Here is a 16,052-nt window from a genome sequence, read left to right on the forward strand (position 1 = left end):
TTCAACAAGGAGCAATACCATGATCCACATTCACACCACACAACATGCCGTCGCCACCATCACGTTAAGTGATCAGGAACGTCAACCTTGCGAAATCTGGACACGAGTCATGGGCTATCACCGCCCCATGTCTTCGTTCAATATTGGCAAAAAAGGCGAGTTCCATGAACGTAAATACTTCAGCGAACAAGAGGCCAGACTTGTTGCCTGAAACCCGCACGCCACAAGGGCGTGCCCACCTCTCAGGCGCGCGGCCACGCCGTCTGAAGGTGGGTGGGGTCACACCGTTCACTGCCACTGATTATCCTGGATATCTCTCGGCTGTGATTTTTGTACAAGGGTGCCCGTGGCGCTGCGGCTATTGCCACAATCCACATCTTCAGGAGCGCACGCCACACAGCCCGATACCCTGGACTGATACGTTAGCCTTATTGCGGCGACGCCGCGGGCTCCTGGATGCAGTAGTGTTCAGCGGCGGCGAGCCCACTATGGACCCCGGTCTGGCCAATGCCATACGTGAAACACGCAAACTGGGATTCAAGATAGGGCTGCACAGCGGCGGTACGCATCCCGAGCGACTGAAAAGCGTACTCCCACTCGTAGATTGGGTAGGTTTCGACGTCAAGGCACTGTTCGCCGACTATGCTCGCGTCACCCAGGTAGCGGGCAGCGGCGAACCGGCATGGAAGGGACTGCAGGCCATACTGGCAAGCGGTGTCGACTACGAATGCCGCACGACCTTGCACCCGGCTCTGCTGTCAGAAAACGAAGTACTGCAACTGGCGCAAACCTTGGCCGGCCTGGGCGTCAAACGCTACGCCTTGCAAGTTTTTCGTGAGCAAGGCTGTCAAGACGAAATCTTGAACACATCCATGGAACAAGGCTACCCAAGCCGCTGCATGGTAGAACAGGTGTCGGGTTTATTTTCTGAATTTATCCTGAGACGCGGCTAAGTCCAGTCGTCAGAAGCCACCCGGCTTCGAAGCAACGCGTGGCAATAAACGCCCGAGCATCTTACCCGGTAAGAATTGCTCGGGTGTAAATAAAGACATGTCTAATGCATCCAGCGTATTCTTGACTAGCAAGCCCAGTTCGGTATCGCCCTCCATGCTGAGGCGACGGCTGAAGAACAGCGTATCCGGGTCTTCCTTGCGCTGTATAAGCAGATAAAAATCATACAGGGGCGCTGCAATGGTCAGGGCCACATCGCCCCCTGGAGCAACCGCGGAAAATTTTCCTTTACTCCACACGAAATCAAAGGCGATCGCTGCATCGCGTGCCTGAATACGCAGTATCCGGTTCTCAAGCATGTGCAGGGTATCAACAGGCAGATGTTGCGCAAGGGCCAGGTTCAACCCGGCAGCAAACAGCACGGAACCTGGATAAGCGGGCAAGTGTGCCAGCAATTTGCTCAAAGGAGCAGGTACAGAATGATTGCCTGAATTCACGACAGACTCCTGGGAAGCTTTAGGCGACGTAATACACAACAGTGAAATAGTGGCAAGCGCTGCCGCCCATCACAAACAAATGCCAGACGCCGTGGCCATAACGCCATTTTTCGTCAGTGGCATAGAAAATAATGCCTACGGTATAAATGAGGCCACCCAGGAACAGCCAGCGAAATCCATCCCAACCCAGCGCGTGGATCAAGGGGGCAGCCGCAATAACAGCCAGCCAACCCATGGCAACATAAATCAGCAAGGAGAGTATGCGGCGGCCTTTGGCGAGCCAGATCTCCTGGACGATGCCAAAGACGGCCAGTCCCCAGACGATACCGAACAACGTCCAGCCCCAGGCACCTCGCAGGCTGACAAGAGCAAAAGGCGTATAGCTGCCCGCGATCAACAGGTAAATGGCACAGTGATCAAACTTGCACCAGATGCGCTTCGCACGCCCGCGCAAGCTGTGGTAGAGCGTGGAGGCCAGATAAAGACCCAATAGTGCGGCGCCATATACGCTGAAGCTGACCACCTTCCATGGGTCGCCCAGACTTGCAGCCAACACTACCAGCAGAATCCCGCCTACTGCGGCCAGCACTGCGCCAGTCAAATGTGAAATGCTGTTGAAACGTTCTCCGTAATACATGCGGCTGTGTCCTGTTAAGCGACCATTTGCTCAAGGCCGGGGCGGCCATACCAGTATCCATTACAGGAGCCGGCTGGCATCAGAGGCAACATTTGCTCGAAGGCATGGTCACCACTCAGCTGTCTGTCAAGGACCTGGCGAAACAGCTGTACGATATCGCCCGTGTGTTGAGACTGTGGACTGATGCGCAATACGTCTACCCCCAGGGCACACATGGTGTCCAGCTCGTTGACCAGGTTATAAACCAGAGCAGACTGAGTCTGAATCCCGTTAAGGACCAGAAAGGGCTGGCCCTCACGCGTTTCGAGCAGCAAGCCATCGGGATGATCCATACATACGTATTGGCAATTATCCTTGGGAATATTCCGATGCCTGGCGGTAAAGCAACGCGCCGAATAAGCCAACGGCATGCGTCCATAAACAAATACCTCAGTCTGCATATCCTGTGGCCGTTCCGCCTGCAGCTGTGTCAGGCCTTCACGCCCCATTTCCAGCGGCATCACCCAGCGCCCTGCGCCCTGTCCCGCCAGCAGGTCCAGTGTGGGGCTACTGTATACATTCAAATAAGGTCCGGCCACGAAAGGTTTGCCATTCAAGCAATGTACCGCACCCATATCATTGGCTTCGACCATGAAGCCATCGTTGGCCACAATCTTGCGCATGGTGGCCAGGTCTTGGCCAGACTCCAGCAATACCTGGGTAGACAACACGACATCCTTGCCCGCATCAGCCAGCATATGTGCGATATCGAGCCAATCGGGCAGGCGCAGTTCGTGGCGTCGCGAACAAACCGTTTCGCCCAAATACACAATATCGACGGGAGTATCGGTCATGGACTCGTAAAACTGCATCATGGCGATGCGTGACCAATAATACTGGACTGGCCCCAAGGCTATTTTCATTTCTGTTTCCTTCTGCCCTTGGCAGGCATTTTGTTCGCTAAGCCGTCCTGAGGCCGAATGCCACACCCGGCATACAGGCCGCGAGTGGGCAGCGAGCCAAAGGCGCGACGTGGGATTTTTTATTTCCAGGGCCGATGATAGGCACCCAGCGTATGTTGCTGCCCTTCAGCCACCTTGTTCAGTTCGGCCATCCAGGCAGGCTTGACCGAGTAGCGCTGCTGGCTGGCCAGGCACTGGTCGATGGCGTCGCGCCACACCTTCGTGACCTGTGCCACATATGCGGGGCTGCGCTGGCGACCTTCGATTTTGATGGCCCGCACACCCATCTGCATCAACTTGGGTAAAATTTCTAGCGTATTCAGACTGGTGGGTTCTTCCAGGGCGTAATAGTTTTCTTCGGCGACGTCAAAACGGCCCTTGCATAAGGTGGGATAGCCTGCGTTTTCGCCGTCGGCATAGCGGTCAATCAGCACACCGTTCAGTCGCGATTCGAGCCCTTGCTCTGTTTGTTGCCAGCGCACTGATTTAGCCGGAGAACAAACCCCGTGCGTGTTGGGTGACTCGCCTGTGACATAGGACGACAATGCACACCGCCCCTCTACCATCACACACAGGCTGCCGAACCCGAACACCTCGATCTCGACCCCGGTGTTTTCAGTTACCTGCTCAACCTGAGCCAGCGACAGCACACGCGGAAGCACCGCCCGGACAACGCCAAAATGTTTGCGGTAATAATTGATAGCCTCATAATTGGTGGCTGAGCCCTGTACTGACAGGTGCAAGCGCAACTGGGGATAGTGCTGGCTGGCATAGGCCATCAGGCCAGGATCGGCCACTATCATGGCGTCGACTCCCGCAGTGGCAGCACGGTCTACGGCCTTGCGCCAAGCCTGCCAGCCAGAGGGCTGCGAATAGGTATTCAGCGCCAGAAATACTTTTCGACCATTTGCATGTGCATAACGTATGCCTTCGTTGATGGCTACTTCATCGAAGTTTAGTCCGGCGAAATTGCGCGCGTTGGTTGCATCGCGAAAGCCCAGATAAACACAATCGGCACCATGATCGATGGCGGCTCTCAGGGCAGGCAGGCTACCCGCGGGACAAACCAGCTCGACGGTGGGCGCAGCAGTGCCCGCCGCAGCGTGCTTAACAGCAGTTGCGTTGTTCATAACATCTAACAAGAAAAGGTGAACCTTGGAAAGCTCTGAATACAGCCTGGTTACCGGCCGTATTCGGAACCTTTCTGGTGGCAAGTTACTAAGCGGGGACCAGGGCCTCGGTAATCGAACGTACTGTTGGGGTACGTACGGCTTCGATGCTTGGCTTGATGCCATTGAGCAGGAGTTCGAGCAAATCACGTACCGAACGGATGGCATTGCCAAATGGGAGCTTTTCTGAGCCTCTGAAAAACAGCCCACGCTTGATATCGCCTGCCAGGGCGAATGCCAGCTGAGTATCAATGCAGAACTGCCCGTGCTTGCTGATGCCATCGCGCAGACCGCAAGATGCCAGACAATCGAAACCTACGGTGCAAGGCCGCTTCTTGGCAATGCGCTGCAGCTTTTCTTCTTTTTCGAGATAGTTGGCCAACCAGGGCGTACGCACGGCCCGTGCCGGCAAGCCGGCTACGCTCATGAAGGTAACAATGTCTTCGGGCTTGGCTTCTACCAATACCTTCTTGAAGTTGGGATGTGCATCACCCTCTTCGGTGACGGCAAAGGCCGAGCCCAACTGAACCGCGTTGGCACCCATACCCATCAGTTTGAGCACCTGCTCGTGGCTGTGTATGCCACCGGCGGTGATTAATGGGATGTTCTCTTTTTCGAGCCCCATGTCTTTGAATAATTGCAAGGTACCTTCGAGCACATTATTGAAAGCGAAGTTGGGGTTGTTCAGGGCCTCGGCGGTAGGCGCACCCAAATGGCCTGCAGCAAAACGGGGGTTCTCGATGACGATGGCATCAGGCAAGCGATTCTTGCGCATCCATTTTTTCAGGATCAGGCCAATGCCGCGCACATCGGACAGGATGGGAATAATGGCGGTTTTGTGGCCTTCGGTGAGCTCTGGCAAATCGAGCGGCAAGCCTGCACCGACGACCACCGCATCGGCCTCGCTTTCGCAGGCCTGGCGCACATAAGATGCATACTCGGATACGGCCCGCATGACATTCACGGCAATAAGCCCATTACCCGCTGACATTTTTTTTGCTGCCTTGATTTCACGGTCGAGCGCCAGCAGGTTTGCGGAATCGATGAGTTCTTTGTTGCGCGACCGGCCGGTTTGCAGCATGAGGTCGGGATGATGGCGGCGCAAGTCAACGCTTGAGATAGTGCCCATGGCACCATATGATGCGACCGTTCCGGCCAGCCTGTGAGCAGAAACACCCACGCCCATGCCACCCTGCACTATGGGCAACAAAGACTTGCCCTTTAACTTGAGTCGGTCTAAAACGGTTTGCAACACTGTAGTTATCCTTGCGAAAATGATCGCTCTAAAACGCAGACACCACTATGCAGGCATAAGGCAAGATATTCCTTAATAAATATCAACTTTATGATGGATAACCAAGGCTACTATTGCCCTGTGCGCGATGGGGCCTTGAACCCGATAAACACGCGTCTCGTATATGGTTGGAACATATGAACAACTCAGACTCCGACATTCTTCTGGATGTACGCGGCCTCGAGCCGCCCGAGCCGCTTGAACGCGTGCTCGACGCCCTGGCCGAGCTGCCTGCCGGCCAGCGCTTGCGTATGCTGATCGATCGCGAACCGCATCCACTCTATGGCATTCTGAACACCAATCACTTTCAGTATCAGGCATCTACCCTGCCCGACTACCGCTACCAAATTCTTATCTGGCATAAAGACTGATGCAACGCGCCCTATCGTTCAATAGCTCGCCCGACATCAGCGTGCCGCTGCGCCTGCTGCTCGGCGCCCCCGTATTCGTTCTGCTGGCAGCATTGCTGTTGCTGTGGACAGGCCCAAGCGCCATGGTTTCGCGCTGGACCGCGCCTACCCTAGCCATCACTCATCTGTTCACGCTGGGCGCATTGGCCAGCGCTATGGCCGGCGCCATGATGCAGATACTGCCCGTGGCAACAGGCATTAATGTATTGGCGCCACGCAGCACATCTGCTGGCGTTCATGGCTTGCTCAGCCTGGGTACGCTGATACTGGCAGCTGGTTTTCTATCTGACCGGGCGGGCTTGTTCCCGCTCGCGGCAGTGCTGCTGGGTGGCGCTTTGCTGTGGCTCGCCCTGGCCTGTGCCGGCGGCTTATGGCAATATCGCAAGCAAACCACCAAAGGCGCCAGTGAAATCCTGGTAGCTGTTCGGTTCGCCATGGTGGCGCTGGCCGTGACGGCCGCCATAGGTGTCGGCCTGGCTGCTGCCTGGGCCGGCTGGCTGCCTCTTTCCCGACACATGACCAATTTACATGCCGGATGGGGTTTACTGGGATGGGTGGGTATATTGCTCGTAGGCATGGCCTACCAGGTCATTCCAATCTTCCAGGTAACCGAACTCTACCCCAAGTTCATTACCCGATGGCTGGCGCCAGCCATTTTCGTCCTGCTGACTGCTTTTACCGTCAATCTATTTGCAGGCAGCTCCATACAATGGGAAATAGGCCGGGCCATAGCTGTCCTGCTGCTGGCCGCCTGCCTGTTATTCGCTACGGTCACCTTTCAACTGCTCTGGACACGCAAACGTCCTCAGGCTGATACCACCACCCTGTTCTGGCGCACGTCGATGATCAGTCTGGCTGCCTGCGCGCCGGTATGGTTGCTGCAAATCAGTGGCCACGGCGACTTTACCGTGACCCTGGGGGTTTTGTTTATTGTAGGTTTCGCCTGGTCTGCCATCAACGGCATGATGTACAAGATCATTCCGTTCTTACTGTGGTATCACCTGCAAAAAGACCTGACCATCGCCTTGCGCGTCGTACCCAAGGTCAAACAAATTATTCCTGATACCACTGCGGCAAAACAGTTCTGGCCACATCTGCTGGCCCTGCTGCTATTGGTAGCGGCCAGCCTGCGGCCAATGCTTCTTACTCATGCTGCAGCCCTGGCGCTCGCGGTATCGGCCCTCTGGCTGCTGTGGAATATTGCCGGCGCACTCAGACTGTTTCGACGGGCCAAGCTGGAAATAGGCGAGGCACTGGCTACTGCTACAGCACCCTGGAAGTAAAATACTGTGGCCTTCAACCCTGATAGGCGCTGAGTTTTGCGGCATCCATGATCGTGATGTCGCGCCCCCTGACCTTGATGAGTCCGTTGGCACCCAGGTCGTGCAATATGCGCGAAAAATGCTCGGGAGTCAGATTCAAGCGCGATGCTATAACGGTTTTACTGGTTTCCAGCCGGAACTGGCGGCCGTCCTGGCGTACGCCTCCGTCTTTCAGCAAATACCCGATCACACGTTGGGTTCCAGATCGCAAGGAGTAGGCTTCGACGTCGCCCATCAGGCTATGCAGGCGCTGACTGAGCCCCGCCAGCATCTTGCGTGCAAATCCGGGATGGCGATCGAGTTCGGCAAACAATACTTGTTTGGCCACATGCAGCAACATTGTGTCGGCCAATGCCTGGGCCGACACAATATAAGCCTTGTCCAGGAACATCAATGCTTCGCCGAAGCTGTCACCAGGCCCGATCAGCCGTACGACCTTCTCACCGCCCATGGGCGAGATGAACATCAGCTTGATCTGACCGTACACCACGATATGGAAACCCATGCAGGGATCCCCCCGATGGAAAACCATTTCTCCGCGCGTCACCTGTATTTCGGTGGTGCCCGCGGCCAGGACATTGAGCTCTTGGGCAGACAACTCATTGAACAGAGGGAGTTTGGCCAAAAAATCCTGTATACGTGCTTTGTTTGTTGCCATCTTGCTAGAATCCTGTAACGATAGACTTGTCAGGCAAGTGCCTGTATGCGCCAACCAAAAAGCTTGTGATCAAAACTCTTTTCAATGTCGCGGGTACGCTGGCCCTGATTCTGGCCATACTGGGCATCTTCCTGCCCTTGCTGCCTACAACTCCCTTCCTGCTCCTGGCCTCGGCCTGCTACCTGCGAGGCTCCGAACGCTTGCACCACTGGCTGATGACCCATCGAATGCTGGGTCCTTACCTGAGCAATCTACAAGCGGGCCGGGGAATACCATTGCGCGGAAAAATTATCGCCCTGACCCTGATGTGGGCATCCCTGGCCTTTTCTGCCTGGTATGTACCCCTGCCCTGGGTACGATGGCTGCTGCTGATACCAGGCATAGGTGTGACCATCTACCTGATCAGAATGAAGACACTCTAGATCAGCTTGGAATAGGTCGAAACCGTAGGCCTGCCCAAATACTTATCGAACACCATCCCGATGGCTCGCACAAACAAGCGGCCCTTGGGAGTAATACACAAACTGTTTTCGTCCCTGACCAACAGCCCGGCTTCTTCGTATTGCGCCAGACGCTCGAGTTCGGCCTGGAAGTAACTGGCAAAATCGATGCCATGTTGTTGTTGGATAAGCGCGTAATCGAGTGGCATACTGCACATCAGGGTCATAATGATCTGGCGCCGCAGCACATCGTCGTTAGTCAGTTTAAAGCCTCTTTCTATGGGCAGGCGACCTTCGTCGAGATGCCGGTAATAAGCATTCAGCGAGCGTACGGACGCACTATATGAGCGGCCCACCTTGCCTATGGCCGACACACCGAACCCGACCATGTCATATTCGGCACGCGTCGTATAGCCCTGAAAATTACGATGCAGGCTTTTATCGATGCGCGCCCTGTTCAGCTCATCGTCGGGCTTGGCAAAATGATCGAGACCTATATAGATATAGCCTGCTTCCAACAGCCGCCTCATGGACATCAGGAAAATTTGCAAGCGCTCTTCTGCAGACGGGAGATCTTCGGCCTTGATAAGGCGTTGGGCCTTGAAGCGCGAGGGCAAATGCGCATAGTTGTACAAGGCGATGCGGTCGGGTGACAGACGCAGAACCTTGTCCAGAGTGTGGTCGAAACTGCCCAGTGTTTGCTTGGGCAAACCATAGATCAGATCAATATTGACCGACTCGAAACCTGCCTGACGACTGGCGTTGAGCGCCGCTTCGACCATGGCCAGCGGCTGTATGCGATTGACAGCTGCCTGTACATCCGGATCGAAATCCTGCACGCCAAAGCTGGTACGGTTAAAACCCAGGCCCGACAGCATATTCAGGGTTTTGTCGTTGACGGTGCGCGGATCAATCTCGACGCCCAGTTCGGCATCGGGTGTGAATTCGAAGCGCTGACGCAGAGAATCCATCAGTTGCGTCAGCTCGGTAGAACTCAAAAACGTAGGCGTACCGCCCCCTAGATGCAACTGCCCCGTCTTGCGATCCGGGCCCAGGTGGTTGGCCACCAGCTCCATTTCCTTATCCAGGTAGCGCAGGTATTCGGCCGATCGGCCGTGATCCTGGGTGATGATTTTGTTACAGGCGCAAAAGTAGCAAAGCGATTCGCAAAAGGGTAAATGGACGTAGACCGACAACAAGGGATTGCTGGTGGAATGGGAGCGCTTGGCCAGATAAGCCAAGTAGTCAGTCTCGGAAAAATCGGAATTGAATCGGTCGGCTGTGGGATACGAGGTATAGCGCGGACCGGAACTATCGAAACGCCGGATCAAGACCTCGGAAATTTCTATGTCTGGAAACATCACAGTGTTATTGCTGACTACAGGCTGCTGGGCACTCATGGCCGTTCTCCGTTTGATGATACTGCGGTCACTTGGCCCTGCACGCATGGCAGGCACCATTGCATACAAGGCTAAAGTGCCCCTCAATGCTATTGTGCAAGCATGGGCCAAAAGAATTCTTGACCTAAGTCAAGCAAAAATGCAATGTCTCTTGGCGTAGCTTTCTAAAAGCTGAACGCAACATATCGTATTATTAGGGCTGAGTAGTTCTCAACAAATTAAAACTCCCCCACCTCAGATGTCGCTTGTATTTATTCTAGCCCTGCCATTCGTGGGCAGTATCATTGCTGCGCTATTACCCTCTAATGCTCGCAAGCTAGAGGCATGGCTGGCAGGGTTTGTGGCCGTCACCTGCAGCGTTCTGGTGCTCCTTCAGCTGCCCGGGGTATTCGGCGGACAGGTGATCAAAACCGTCACCCACTGGATGCCCAGTCTTGGCGTAGATTTCACCTTGCGCATGGATGGTTACTCATGGCTGTTTTCCATGATCATTACGACCATGGGAGCCTTGATCGTCCTGTATGCGCGCTACTACTTGTCCCCGCAAGACCCCGTCCCCCGTTTCTTTTCCTTTTTCCTCGCCTTCATGGGCTCGATGCTGGGCGTGGTGCTGTCTGGTAACCTGATTCAACTGGTTGTGTTCTGGGAGCTCACCAGCCTCTCCTCTTTCATGCTGATTGCCTATTGGCATCACCGGCTCGACGCACGCCGTGGTGCACGCATGTCGCTGACCATCACCGGAGCCGGTGGCTTGTGCCTGCTGGGCGGAGTACTGATGCTCGGACATGTGGTGGGCAGCTACGATCTTGACGCCGTACTGGCATCGGGCGATCTGATTCGCACTCACCCCTGGTATACCGCCATTCTGGTCTTGGTCGCCCTGGGCGCCTTGAGCAAAAGCGCGCAGTTTCCTTTCCATGTATGGCTGCCAAACGCCATGGCAGCGCCAACACCCGTCTCAGCCTATCTGCATTCGGCCACCATGGTCAAAGCGGGCGTCTTTCTGCTGGCACGCTTCTGGCCAATATTGGCAGGCACTGATGAATGGGCCTACATCATAGGGGGGGCCGGGTTGGTGTCGCTGGTACTGGGCGCCTATGCCGCAACCTTCCAGATGGACATGAAAGGCGTTCTCGCCTATTCAACCATCAGCCACCTGGGGCTGATCACACTGCTGCTGGGCATGAACAGCAAGTTGGCTCTGGTGGCTGCTGTTTTCCATATGGTCAACCATGCCACCTTCAAAGCCTCTCTGTTCATGGCGGCCGGCATTGTCGATCACGAAACCGGCACCCGCGACTTGAGCCGGCTTTCCGGGCTTTACCGCAGCATGCCGATTACTGCCACCCTTGCCATGGTGGCTGCCGCGTCGATGGCAGGGGTGCCATTGCTCAATGGTTTTCTTTCCAAAGAAATGTTCTTTGCCGAAACTGTTTTTGCAAGCGGAAATCTCTTTAGCCGTTACGGCCTGCCGATTGCCGCCGTGATCGCCAGCGCCTTTAGCGTAGCCTACTCACTACGCTTCCTGGTTCAGGTGTTTTTCGGCCCGCCGCCACGTGATCTGCCCCGCGCCCCTCATGAACCTCCCCGGCGAATGCTGATTCCCAGCGCTATTCTGGTCCTGACTTGCCTGGTGGTCGGTACCCTGCCCAGCTTCACCGTGGGTCCCTTCCTGCATAACGCAGCCTTATCCATTCTGGGCGAGGCTACGCCAGAATATGACTTGCGTGTCTGGCATGGCTTCAACCTGCCGCTGGCCATGAGCTTTCTCGCCCTTGTAGGCGGTGTACTCCTGCTCTGGCTACTGCGCCACCGGCACCGTACACGGCCAGGGATCACACCATTCATTTATCGTTTCGATGGACGCCACACTTTCGAGCTGATACTCGAAGGCCTGGATGCCCTGGCCGATTTCCTGCTTGCCTGGACCCGGTCCTCGCGCTTGCAGCCCCAACTGCTGCTGATTGTTCTAAGCACCTTTTTTGTCGCCATGCTGCCGTTGCTGCATGGCGGTTGGTTGCAGCCCGAAGTTTCTACATCCATGGACCCATTTTTTGCACTGATGTGGGTGGCTGGCGGAGCTTGTGCAATAGGCGCCGCACGGCAGGCCAAATACCACCGCGCGGTTTCGCTGCTCCTCTCAGGCGGAGCCGGCCTGGTCACTGCCCTGACCTTTGCCTGGCTTTCTGCGCCCGACCTGGCCCTTACCCAACTGGCCGTTGAAGTCGTAACCATGGTGCTGATATTGTTGGGGCTGCGCTGGCTGCCACCCCGTGTCGAAGGCGACGACGAACAGCCCGTGCTGCAGAATAAGGTGCAAGCCTTCATACGGCGGTTTCGCGACTTGATCATTGCCATCGTCAGTGGCGCAGGTCTGTCGGCCATTGCGTATGCTGTGCTCACACGCCCCCACCCGGCCGGCATCTCGTCGTTCTTCGTCGAACAGTCCATCCCACTGGGCGGTGGTGCCAACGTCGTCAATGTCATCCTGGTCGACTTCCGCGGTTTCGATACCTTTGGCGAAATTACCGTGCTCGGAGTCGTCGCATTGACGGTCTATGCCTTGTTGCGCCGCTTCCGTCCACCACCCGAGACCATGAGCTTGCCCAAGGCACGCCAAAAACTTCCGCCCAAGCACAAGTTACTCGACCGATTTGCCGACCCTGATCCCACTGCTCTGGTTCCGGATGGCGTCATGAAGTTGCCCGCAGTGCTCGTGCGCCTGCTGTTACCCATTGCAGCCCTGATCTCGCTGTACTTCCTGATCCGCGGGCACAATCTGCCTGGCGGTGGATTCGTAGGCGGCCTGATCATGGCAACCGCCATCATCCTGCAGTACATGGTGGGCGGAGTCATCTGGGTCGAAGCACGGCCTCGCATACATCCGCAATACTGGATTGCATTGGGGCTGCTGGCTGCCGGAACGGCGGCCATGTCGGTCTGGTGGGCAGCCAAACCCTTCCTGGCCGCTGTCAGTTGGGATATCGCCCTGCCGGTCGTCGGCCACGTACACCTGTCCACCGTCTTGCTATTCGATATCGGTGTGTACATGCTGGTTATAGGCGCTACGGTATTGATGCTGGTCGCACTGGCCCACCAGTCGCTCAGGCTATATCGCAAACCAGTAGCAGGCGCCTCGGCACCTGCTACCTCCGCACAAGGAAACACCCACTGATGGAAATTATCCTGTCCATTGCCATAGGCGTACTGGCTGGATCTGGTATATGGCTGCTGTTGCGGCCTCGTACCTTCCAGGTCATTATGGGCCTGACCCTGATTTCCTATGCCGTCAATCTGTTCATCTTCGCCATGGGGCGGGTTACCCTGGGCGCCCCGCCAGTCATTGATACCGGCTGGGCTGCCGATGCCAGCCAGTATGCCGACCCCTTGCCACAGGCACTGGTATTGACGGCGATTGTGATTGGTTTTGCCACCACTGCGCTGTTTCTGGTGGTGCTGCTGGCATCGCGCGGCTTATCGGATACTGACCATGTCGATGGCAGGGAGCGCCGCCAATGAACGGATGGTTGCAGCATTCACCCATTCTTCCCGTTGCCGTACCGCTCATGTTCGGTGCGCTCATGTTGTTGCTCAATGACTCGCATCGACGCGCACGACTGGTGCTGGGTTTTCTGTCCATTGCGGCCCAAGTCTACCTGGCCATTACCCTGTTCTGCCTATCGGCGGGCTATATTCCCAACGATTGGCCCGATGGGGTAGGCGTGTATTTGCTGGGCGACTGGCCCGCTCCGTTCGGTATCGTCGCCGTGGTCGACCGACTTTCGACCATCATGCTGATCCTGACGGCAATACTGGGGGCCGCCACCTGGGTCTACGCCTCTGCCCGCTGGGACCGCGCGGGTGCACATTTTCATCCCTTGTTCCAGTTCCTGCTTATGGGACTGAACGGCGCCTTCCTGACAGGTGACCTGTTCAATCTATTCGTATTTTTTGAAGTACTGCTGGCAGCATCCTACGGATTGATGCTGCACGGTTCGGGCCGCCATCGCGTTGCGGCGGGACTGCACTATATTGCAGTCAACCTTGTGGCTTCTTTTCTGCTACTGATTGCCATGGCGCTGATCTACGGCGTCACCGGCACGCTCAACATGGCCGACCTGGCTGTGCGGGCGGGCGTACTGGCAGGTGCCGAGCGGCGTTTGTTTGAAACCGGAGCGGCCATTCTTGGCATAGCCTTCCTGATCAAGGCCGCAGCGTGGCCCCTGAACTTCTGGCTGCCGGCAGCCTACGCCAATGCCTGTGCGCCCGTCGCTGGTATTTTTGCGATCATGACCAAGGTGGGTATCTATTCCTTGCTGCGTATAGGTTCCCTGCTTTTGCCCACCGGCGCCCCAGCTGCATTTGGTGGCGAATGGATGTTTCCCGCCGGTATGGCTACCCTGGCATTCGGAGCCATTGGCCTGCTGGCCGCTCCACAAATCGAACGCCAGGCAGGCTACTGCGTCATCATGTCATCCGGTACGCTATTTGCGGCATTGGGCATGCCTGGCGTAACGCTGACCGGACCCGCCCTGTTTTACCTTATTAGTTCCGTACTGGCTTTGAGTGCACTGTATATGCTGCTGGAGCTCATCGAACGCACGCAATCCTTCGGTGCGGATGTGCTGGCCGTCAGTCTGGAAGCCTTCGACCTGGAAGACCCCGAGCCAGCCGACCGTTCCGATGATGTAGTCGGTGTTGCCATACCCGCCGCCATGGCCTTTCTGGGCATGTCCTACGGGTTTTGTGCACTGCTGATTATCGGCCTACCCCCTACTTCGGCGTTTGTCGGCAAGTTTGCGCTCCTGTCCGCCGCCTTGCAAACCTCGGCCACCGACACGCCATCATTGGCTGCATGGTCGCTGGTGATCGGTATGCTGGTGTCGGGGCTGATCGGCATTATTGCCCTGGGCCGCAGTGGCATACGCCTATTCTGGAGTTCAGAAGAAACCGTCACGCCGCGCCTGCGGATCAGCGAAGCCGCGCCCGTCGGCTTGCTGATATTGGCAACGATTGCTTTAGCTTTCTGGGCGGGACCCGTCATGCACCAGATGGAGCAAACCGCCAGCTATCTTGATCGCCCGGCATCCTATATCAATGCCGTACTGTCTCAAAGCCCCGACAGGTCCGTCACAGGAGGTGGCCTATGAGGCGCTACCTGACACTGCTCATGCTGCCATCGGTGCTCCTGATCATTTGGCTATTGCTGAACGATTCACTTTCGATCGGACAAATTGTTCTGGGCGGCATCCTGGCTGTCCTGCTGTCGTGGGCGGCATCCGCCTTGCGCCCAGTGCGCGCGTCGCTCAAGAACATACTTGTGGCGCTACGATTGGTAAGCCATGTTGCCATCGACATTACCAAATCCAATATCGCAGTGGCGCGTATCGTCTGGCTCGGGCCTCGTTCCAACGCCACCCCGGGATTCATCAAGATTCCCCTACGCATGCATGATCCACACGGACTGGCTGCCTTGGCCTGCATTGTCACCTATACGCCTGGAACAGTCTGGTCCGATTATTCCGAGCAAGACAACATGCTGACCTTGCACGTACTCGACCTGAAAGACGAAGCGGAATGGCTGCACACCATACAGCAGCGCTATGAGCGCCCACTGATGGAGATTTTTGAATGAACTACTTTCTATATTGGTCGACCACTTTCGCACTGGGATGCTTTGTGCTGGGCCTGGTGTTTGCTGCCGTGCGTCTGCTTCGCGGCCCTGCCGCGGTAGATCGCGTGCTGGCCCTGGATACGATGTACATCAATGGCATGCTGATCCTCCTGGTACTGGGTCTGCAATTCAACTCCAGCCTGTATTTTGATATTGCCCTGCTGATCAGCCTGTTTGGTTTCGTGGGTGCGGTGGCTGTAGCCAAGTTTCTTCTGCGGGGCGAGGTTATAGAGCCATGATGAATACGCTGCCCATCTGGGTCTCCATTCCCGTTGCGCTGCTGCTGGTCATCAGTGGCGTGCTGACACTGACCGGCTCCTTGGGTCTTCTGCGACTGCCTACCTTCTACTCACGCATACACGCCCCCACCCTGGGCAACACCCTGGGTGTATTTTGCGTACTGGTAGCCTCCATTTTGGTGTCTTCTGCCCTTGAGCAGCGACTGATCATTCACCAGATACTGATCACTGTCTTTTTGGTGATCAGCTCTCCTGTGACTGCCATGCTGTTGATGAGGGCGGGTATCAAACGTAAACTGCGCGAAGAAGAGCGGCTGCTTCAGCAAGGACCAATTCCCGACCTTGCCAGCCACGAGAACAGCACAGAAGACAAACTGCCTTGAAGATGGATCAGAAATATTTACAAAAAAGAAATGTTTG

Annotated in this window: 18 protein-coding genes; 11 read left to right on the plus strand and 7 right to left on the minus strand. The window is 56.1% G+C overall.

Translation table 11 applies throughout. From position 1 onward, the window contains the following. Window positions 1–19: 19 nt before the first annotated feature. Both nrdD and ERD84_RS12290 read left to right on the plus strand, forming a co-directional pair. Entirely contained in the window at window positions 20–211 is a 192-nt protein-coding gene (nrdD, locus tag ERD84_RS12285) for an anaerobic ribonucleoside-triphosphate reductase (RefSeq protein ID WP_130039885.1), read from the plus strand. A 58-nt stretch (window positions 212–269) separates the two neighbouring features. Further along, window positions 270–953 carry an anaerobic ribonucleoside-triphosphate reductase activating protein gene (locus ERD84_RS12290; protein WP_245150698.1) on the plus strand — a complete coding sequence of 228 codons (684 nt, stop codon included), beginning with the start codon at window positions 270–272 and terminating at the stop codon, window positions 951–953. Window positions 954–962: 9 nt separating this feature from the next. On the opposite strand, the gene ubiT is transcribed toward ERD84_RS12290, so the two are convergent. The 5 genes from ubiT to ERD84_RS12315 all read right to left on the minus strand — a co-directional run bounded on the left by ubiT (window position 963) and on the right by ERD84_RS12315 (window position 5,450). After that, window positions 963–1,448: a ubiquinone anaerobic biosynthesis accessory factor UbiT gene (gene ubiT / locus ERD84_RS12295; protein ID WP_130039887.1), complete on the minus strand. Its 486-nt coding sequence runs from the start codon at window positions 1,446–1,448 to the stop codon at window positions 963–965. A 19-nt stretch (window positions 1,449–1,467) separates the two neighbouring features. Further along, entirely contained in the window at window positions 1,468–2,085 is a 618-nt protein-coding gene (trhA, locus tag ERD84_RS12300; RefSeq protein ID WP_130039888.1) for a PAQR family membrane homeostasis protein TrhA, read from the minus strand. A 14-nt stretch (window positions 2,086–2,099) separates the two neighbouring features. Beyond that, window positions 2,100–2,987 (minus strand): ubiquinone anaerobic biosynthesis protein UbiV, encoded by an 888-nt coding sequence (ubiV, locus tag ERD84_RS12305; RefSeq protein ID WP_130039889.1) that lies wholly within the window; start codon window positions 2,985–2,987, stop codon window positions 2,100–2,102. A gap of 119 nt (window positions 2,988–3,106) precedes the next feature. Continuing rightward, a complete protein-coding gene (ubiU, locus tag ERD84_RS12310) occupies window positions 3,107–4,156 on the minus strand; it encodes a ubiquinone anaerobic biosynthesis protein UbiU (protein ID WP_130039890.1) in 1,050 nt (349 codons plus the stop codon). An 88-nt stretch (window positions 4,157–4,244) separates the two neighbouring features. Then, window positions 4,245–5,450 (minus strand): NAD(P)H-dependent flavin oxidoreductase, encoded by a 1,206-nt coding sequence (locus ERD84_RS12315; RefSeq protein WP_245150678.1) that lies wholly within the window; start codon window positions 5,448–5,450, stop codon window positions 4,245–4,247. 176 nt (window positions 5,451–5,626) lie between these two features. Between ERD84_RS12315 and ERD84_RS12320 the strand changes: the two genes are divergently transcribed. Beyond that, window positions 5,627–5,860, plus strand: a complete 234-nt coding sequence (locus ERD84_RS12320; RefSeq protein WP_130039892.1) for a DUF2249 domain-containing protein — start codon at window positions 5,627–5,629, stop codon at window positions 5,858–5,860. Further along, complete coding sequence (locus ERD84_RS12325; protein WP_130039893.1) at window positions 5,860–7,182, plus strand: hypothetical protein; 1,323 nt, start codon at window positions 5,860–5,862, stop codon at window positions 7,180–7,182. The genes ERD84_RS12320 and ERD84_RS12325 overlap by 1 nt, the downstream gene beginning before the upstream one ends. A gap of 13 nt (window positions 7,183–7,195) precedes the next feature. Here ERD84_RS12325 and ERD84_RS12330 read toward each other — a convergent pair whose 3' ends face one another. Then, on the minus strand, window positions 7,196–7,879 hold the full coding sequence (locus ERD84_RS12330; RefSeq protein WP_130039894.1) for a Crp/Fnr family transcriptional regulator: 684 nt from the start codon (window positions 7,877–7,879) through the stop codon (window positions 7,196–7,198). Between the two features lie 65 nt (window positions 7,880–7,944). Between ERD84_RS12330 and ERD84_RS12335 the strand changes: the two genes are divergently transcribed. Further along, window positions 7,945–8,301, plus strand: coding sequence for a YbaN family protein (locus tag ERD84_RS12335; RefSeq protein WP_130039895.1), 357 nt, complete (start codon window positions 7,945–7,947; stop codon window positions 8,299–8,301). Here ERD84_RS12335 and hemN read toward each other — a convergent pair. Next, on the minus strand, window positions 8,298–9,719 hold the full coding sequence (hemN, locus tag ERD84_RS12340; protein WP_130039896.1) for an oxygen-independent coproporphyrinogen III oxidase: 1,422 nt from the start codon (window positions 9,717–9,719) through the stop codon (window positions 8,298–8,300). The two genes, ERD84_RS12335 and hemN, sit on opposite strands and share 4 nt — an antisense overlap. Before the next feature lie 238 nt (window positions 9,720–9,957). On the opposite strand from hemN, the gene ERD84_RS12345 reads away from it, so the two are divergent. The 6 genes from ERD84_RS12345 to mnhG are packed head-to-tail and all read left to right on the plus strand — an operon-like array spanning window position 9,958 to window position 16,015. Further along, window positions 9,958–12,894 (plus strand): monovalent cation/H+ antiporter subunit A, encoded by a 2,937-nt coding sequence (locus ERD84_RS12345; RefSeq protein WP_130039897.1) that lies wholly within the window; start codon window positions 9,958–9,960, stop codon window positions 12,892–12,894. Further along, window positions 12,894–13,238 carry a Na+/H+ antiporter subunit C gene (locus ERD84_RS12350; RefSeq protein ID WP_130039898.1) on the plus strand — a complete coding sequence of 115 codons (345 nt, stop codon included), beginning with the start codon at window positions 12,894–12,896 and terminating at the stop codon, window positions 13,236–13,238. The genes ERD84_RS12345 and ERD84_RS12350 overlap by 1 nt, the downstream gene beginning before the upstream one ends. After that, window positions 13,235–14,869, plus strand: coding sequence for a monovalent cation/H+ antiporter subunit D (locus tag ERD84_RS12355; RefSeq protein WP_130039899.1), 1,635 nt, complete (start codon window positions 13,235–13,237; stop codon window positions 14,867–14,869). Before ERD84_RS12350 ends, ERD84_RS12355 begins: the two co-directional genes overlap by 4 nt. Further along, complete coding sequence (locus ERD84_RS12360) at window positions 14,866–15,354, plus strand: Na+/H+ antiporter subunit E (RefSeq protein ID WP_130039900.1); 489 nt, start codon at window positions 14,866–14,868, stop codon at window positions 15,352–15,354. The genes ERD84_RS12355 and ERD84_RS12360 overlap by 4 nt, the downstream gene beginning before the upstream one ends. Beyond that, on the plus strand, window positions 15,351–15,632 hold the full coding sequence (locus ERD84_RS12365) for a K+/H+ antiporter subunit F (RefSeq protein WP_130039901.1): 282 nt from the start codon (window positions 15,351–15,353) through the stop codon (window positions 15,630–15,632). Before ERD84_RS12360 ends, ERD84_RS12365 begins: the two co-directional genes overlap by 4 nt. Further along, window positions 15,629–16,015 carry a monovalent cation/H(+) antiporter subunit G gene (gene mnhG / locus ERD84_RS12370; protein WP_130039902.1) on the plus strand — a complete coding sequence of 129 codons (387 nt, stop codon included), beginning with the start codon at window positions 15,629–15,631 and terminating at the stop codon, window positions 16,013–16,015. The genes ERD84_RS12365 and mnhG overlap by 4 nt, the downstream gene beginning before the upstream one ends. The last annotated feature ends 37 nt before the right edge of the window (window positions 16,016–16,052 follow it).

It is taken from the genome of Pollutimonas harenae (genome assembly GCF_004153685.1).
GTDB lineage: Bacteria > Pseudomonadota > Gammaproteobacteria > Burkholderiales > Burkholderiaceae_B > Pusillimonas_C > Pusillimonas_C harenae.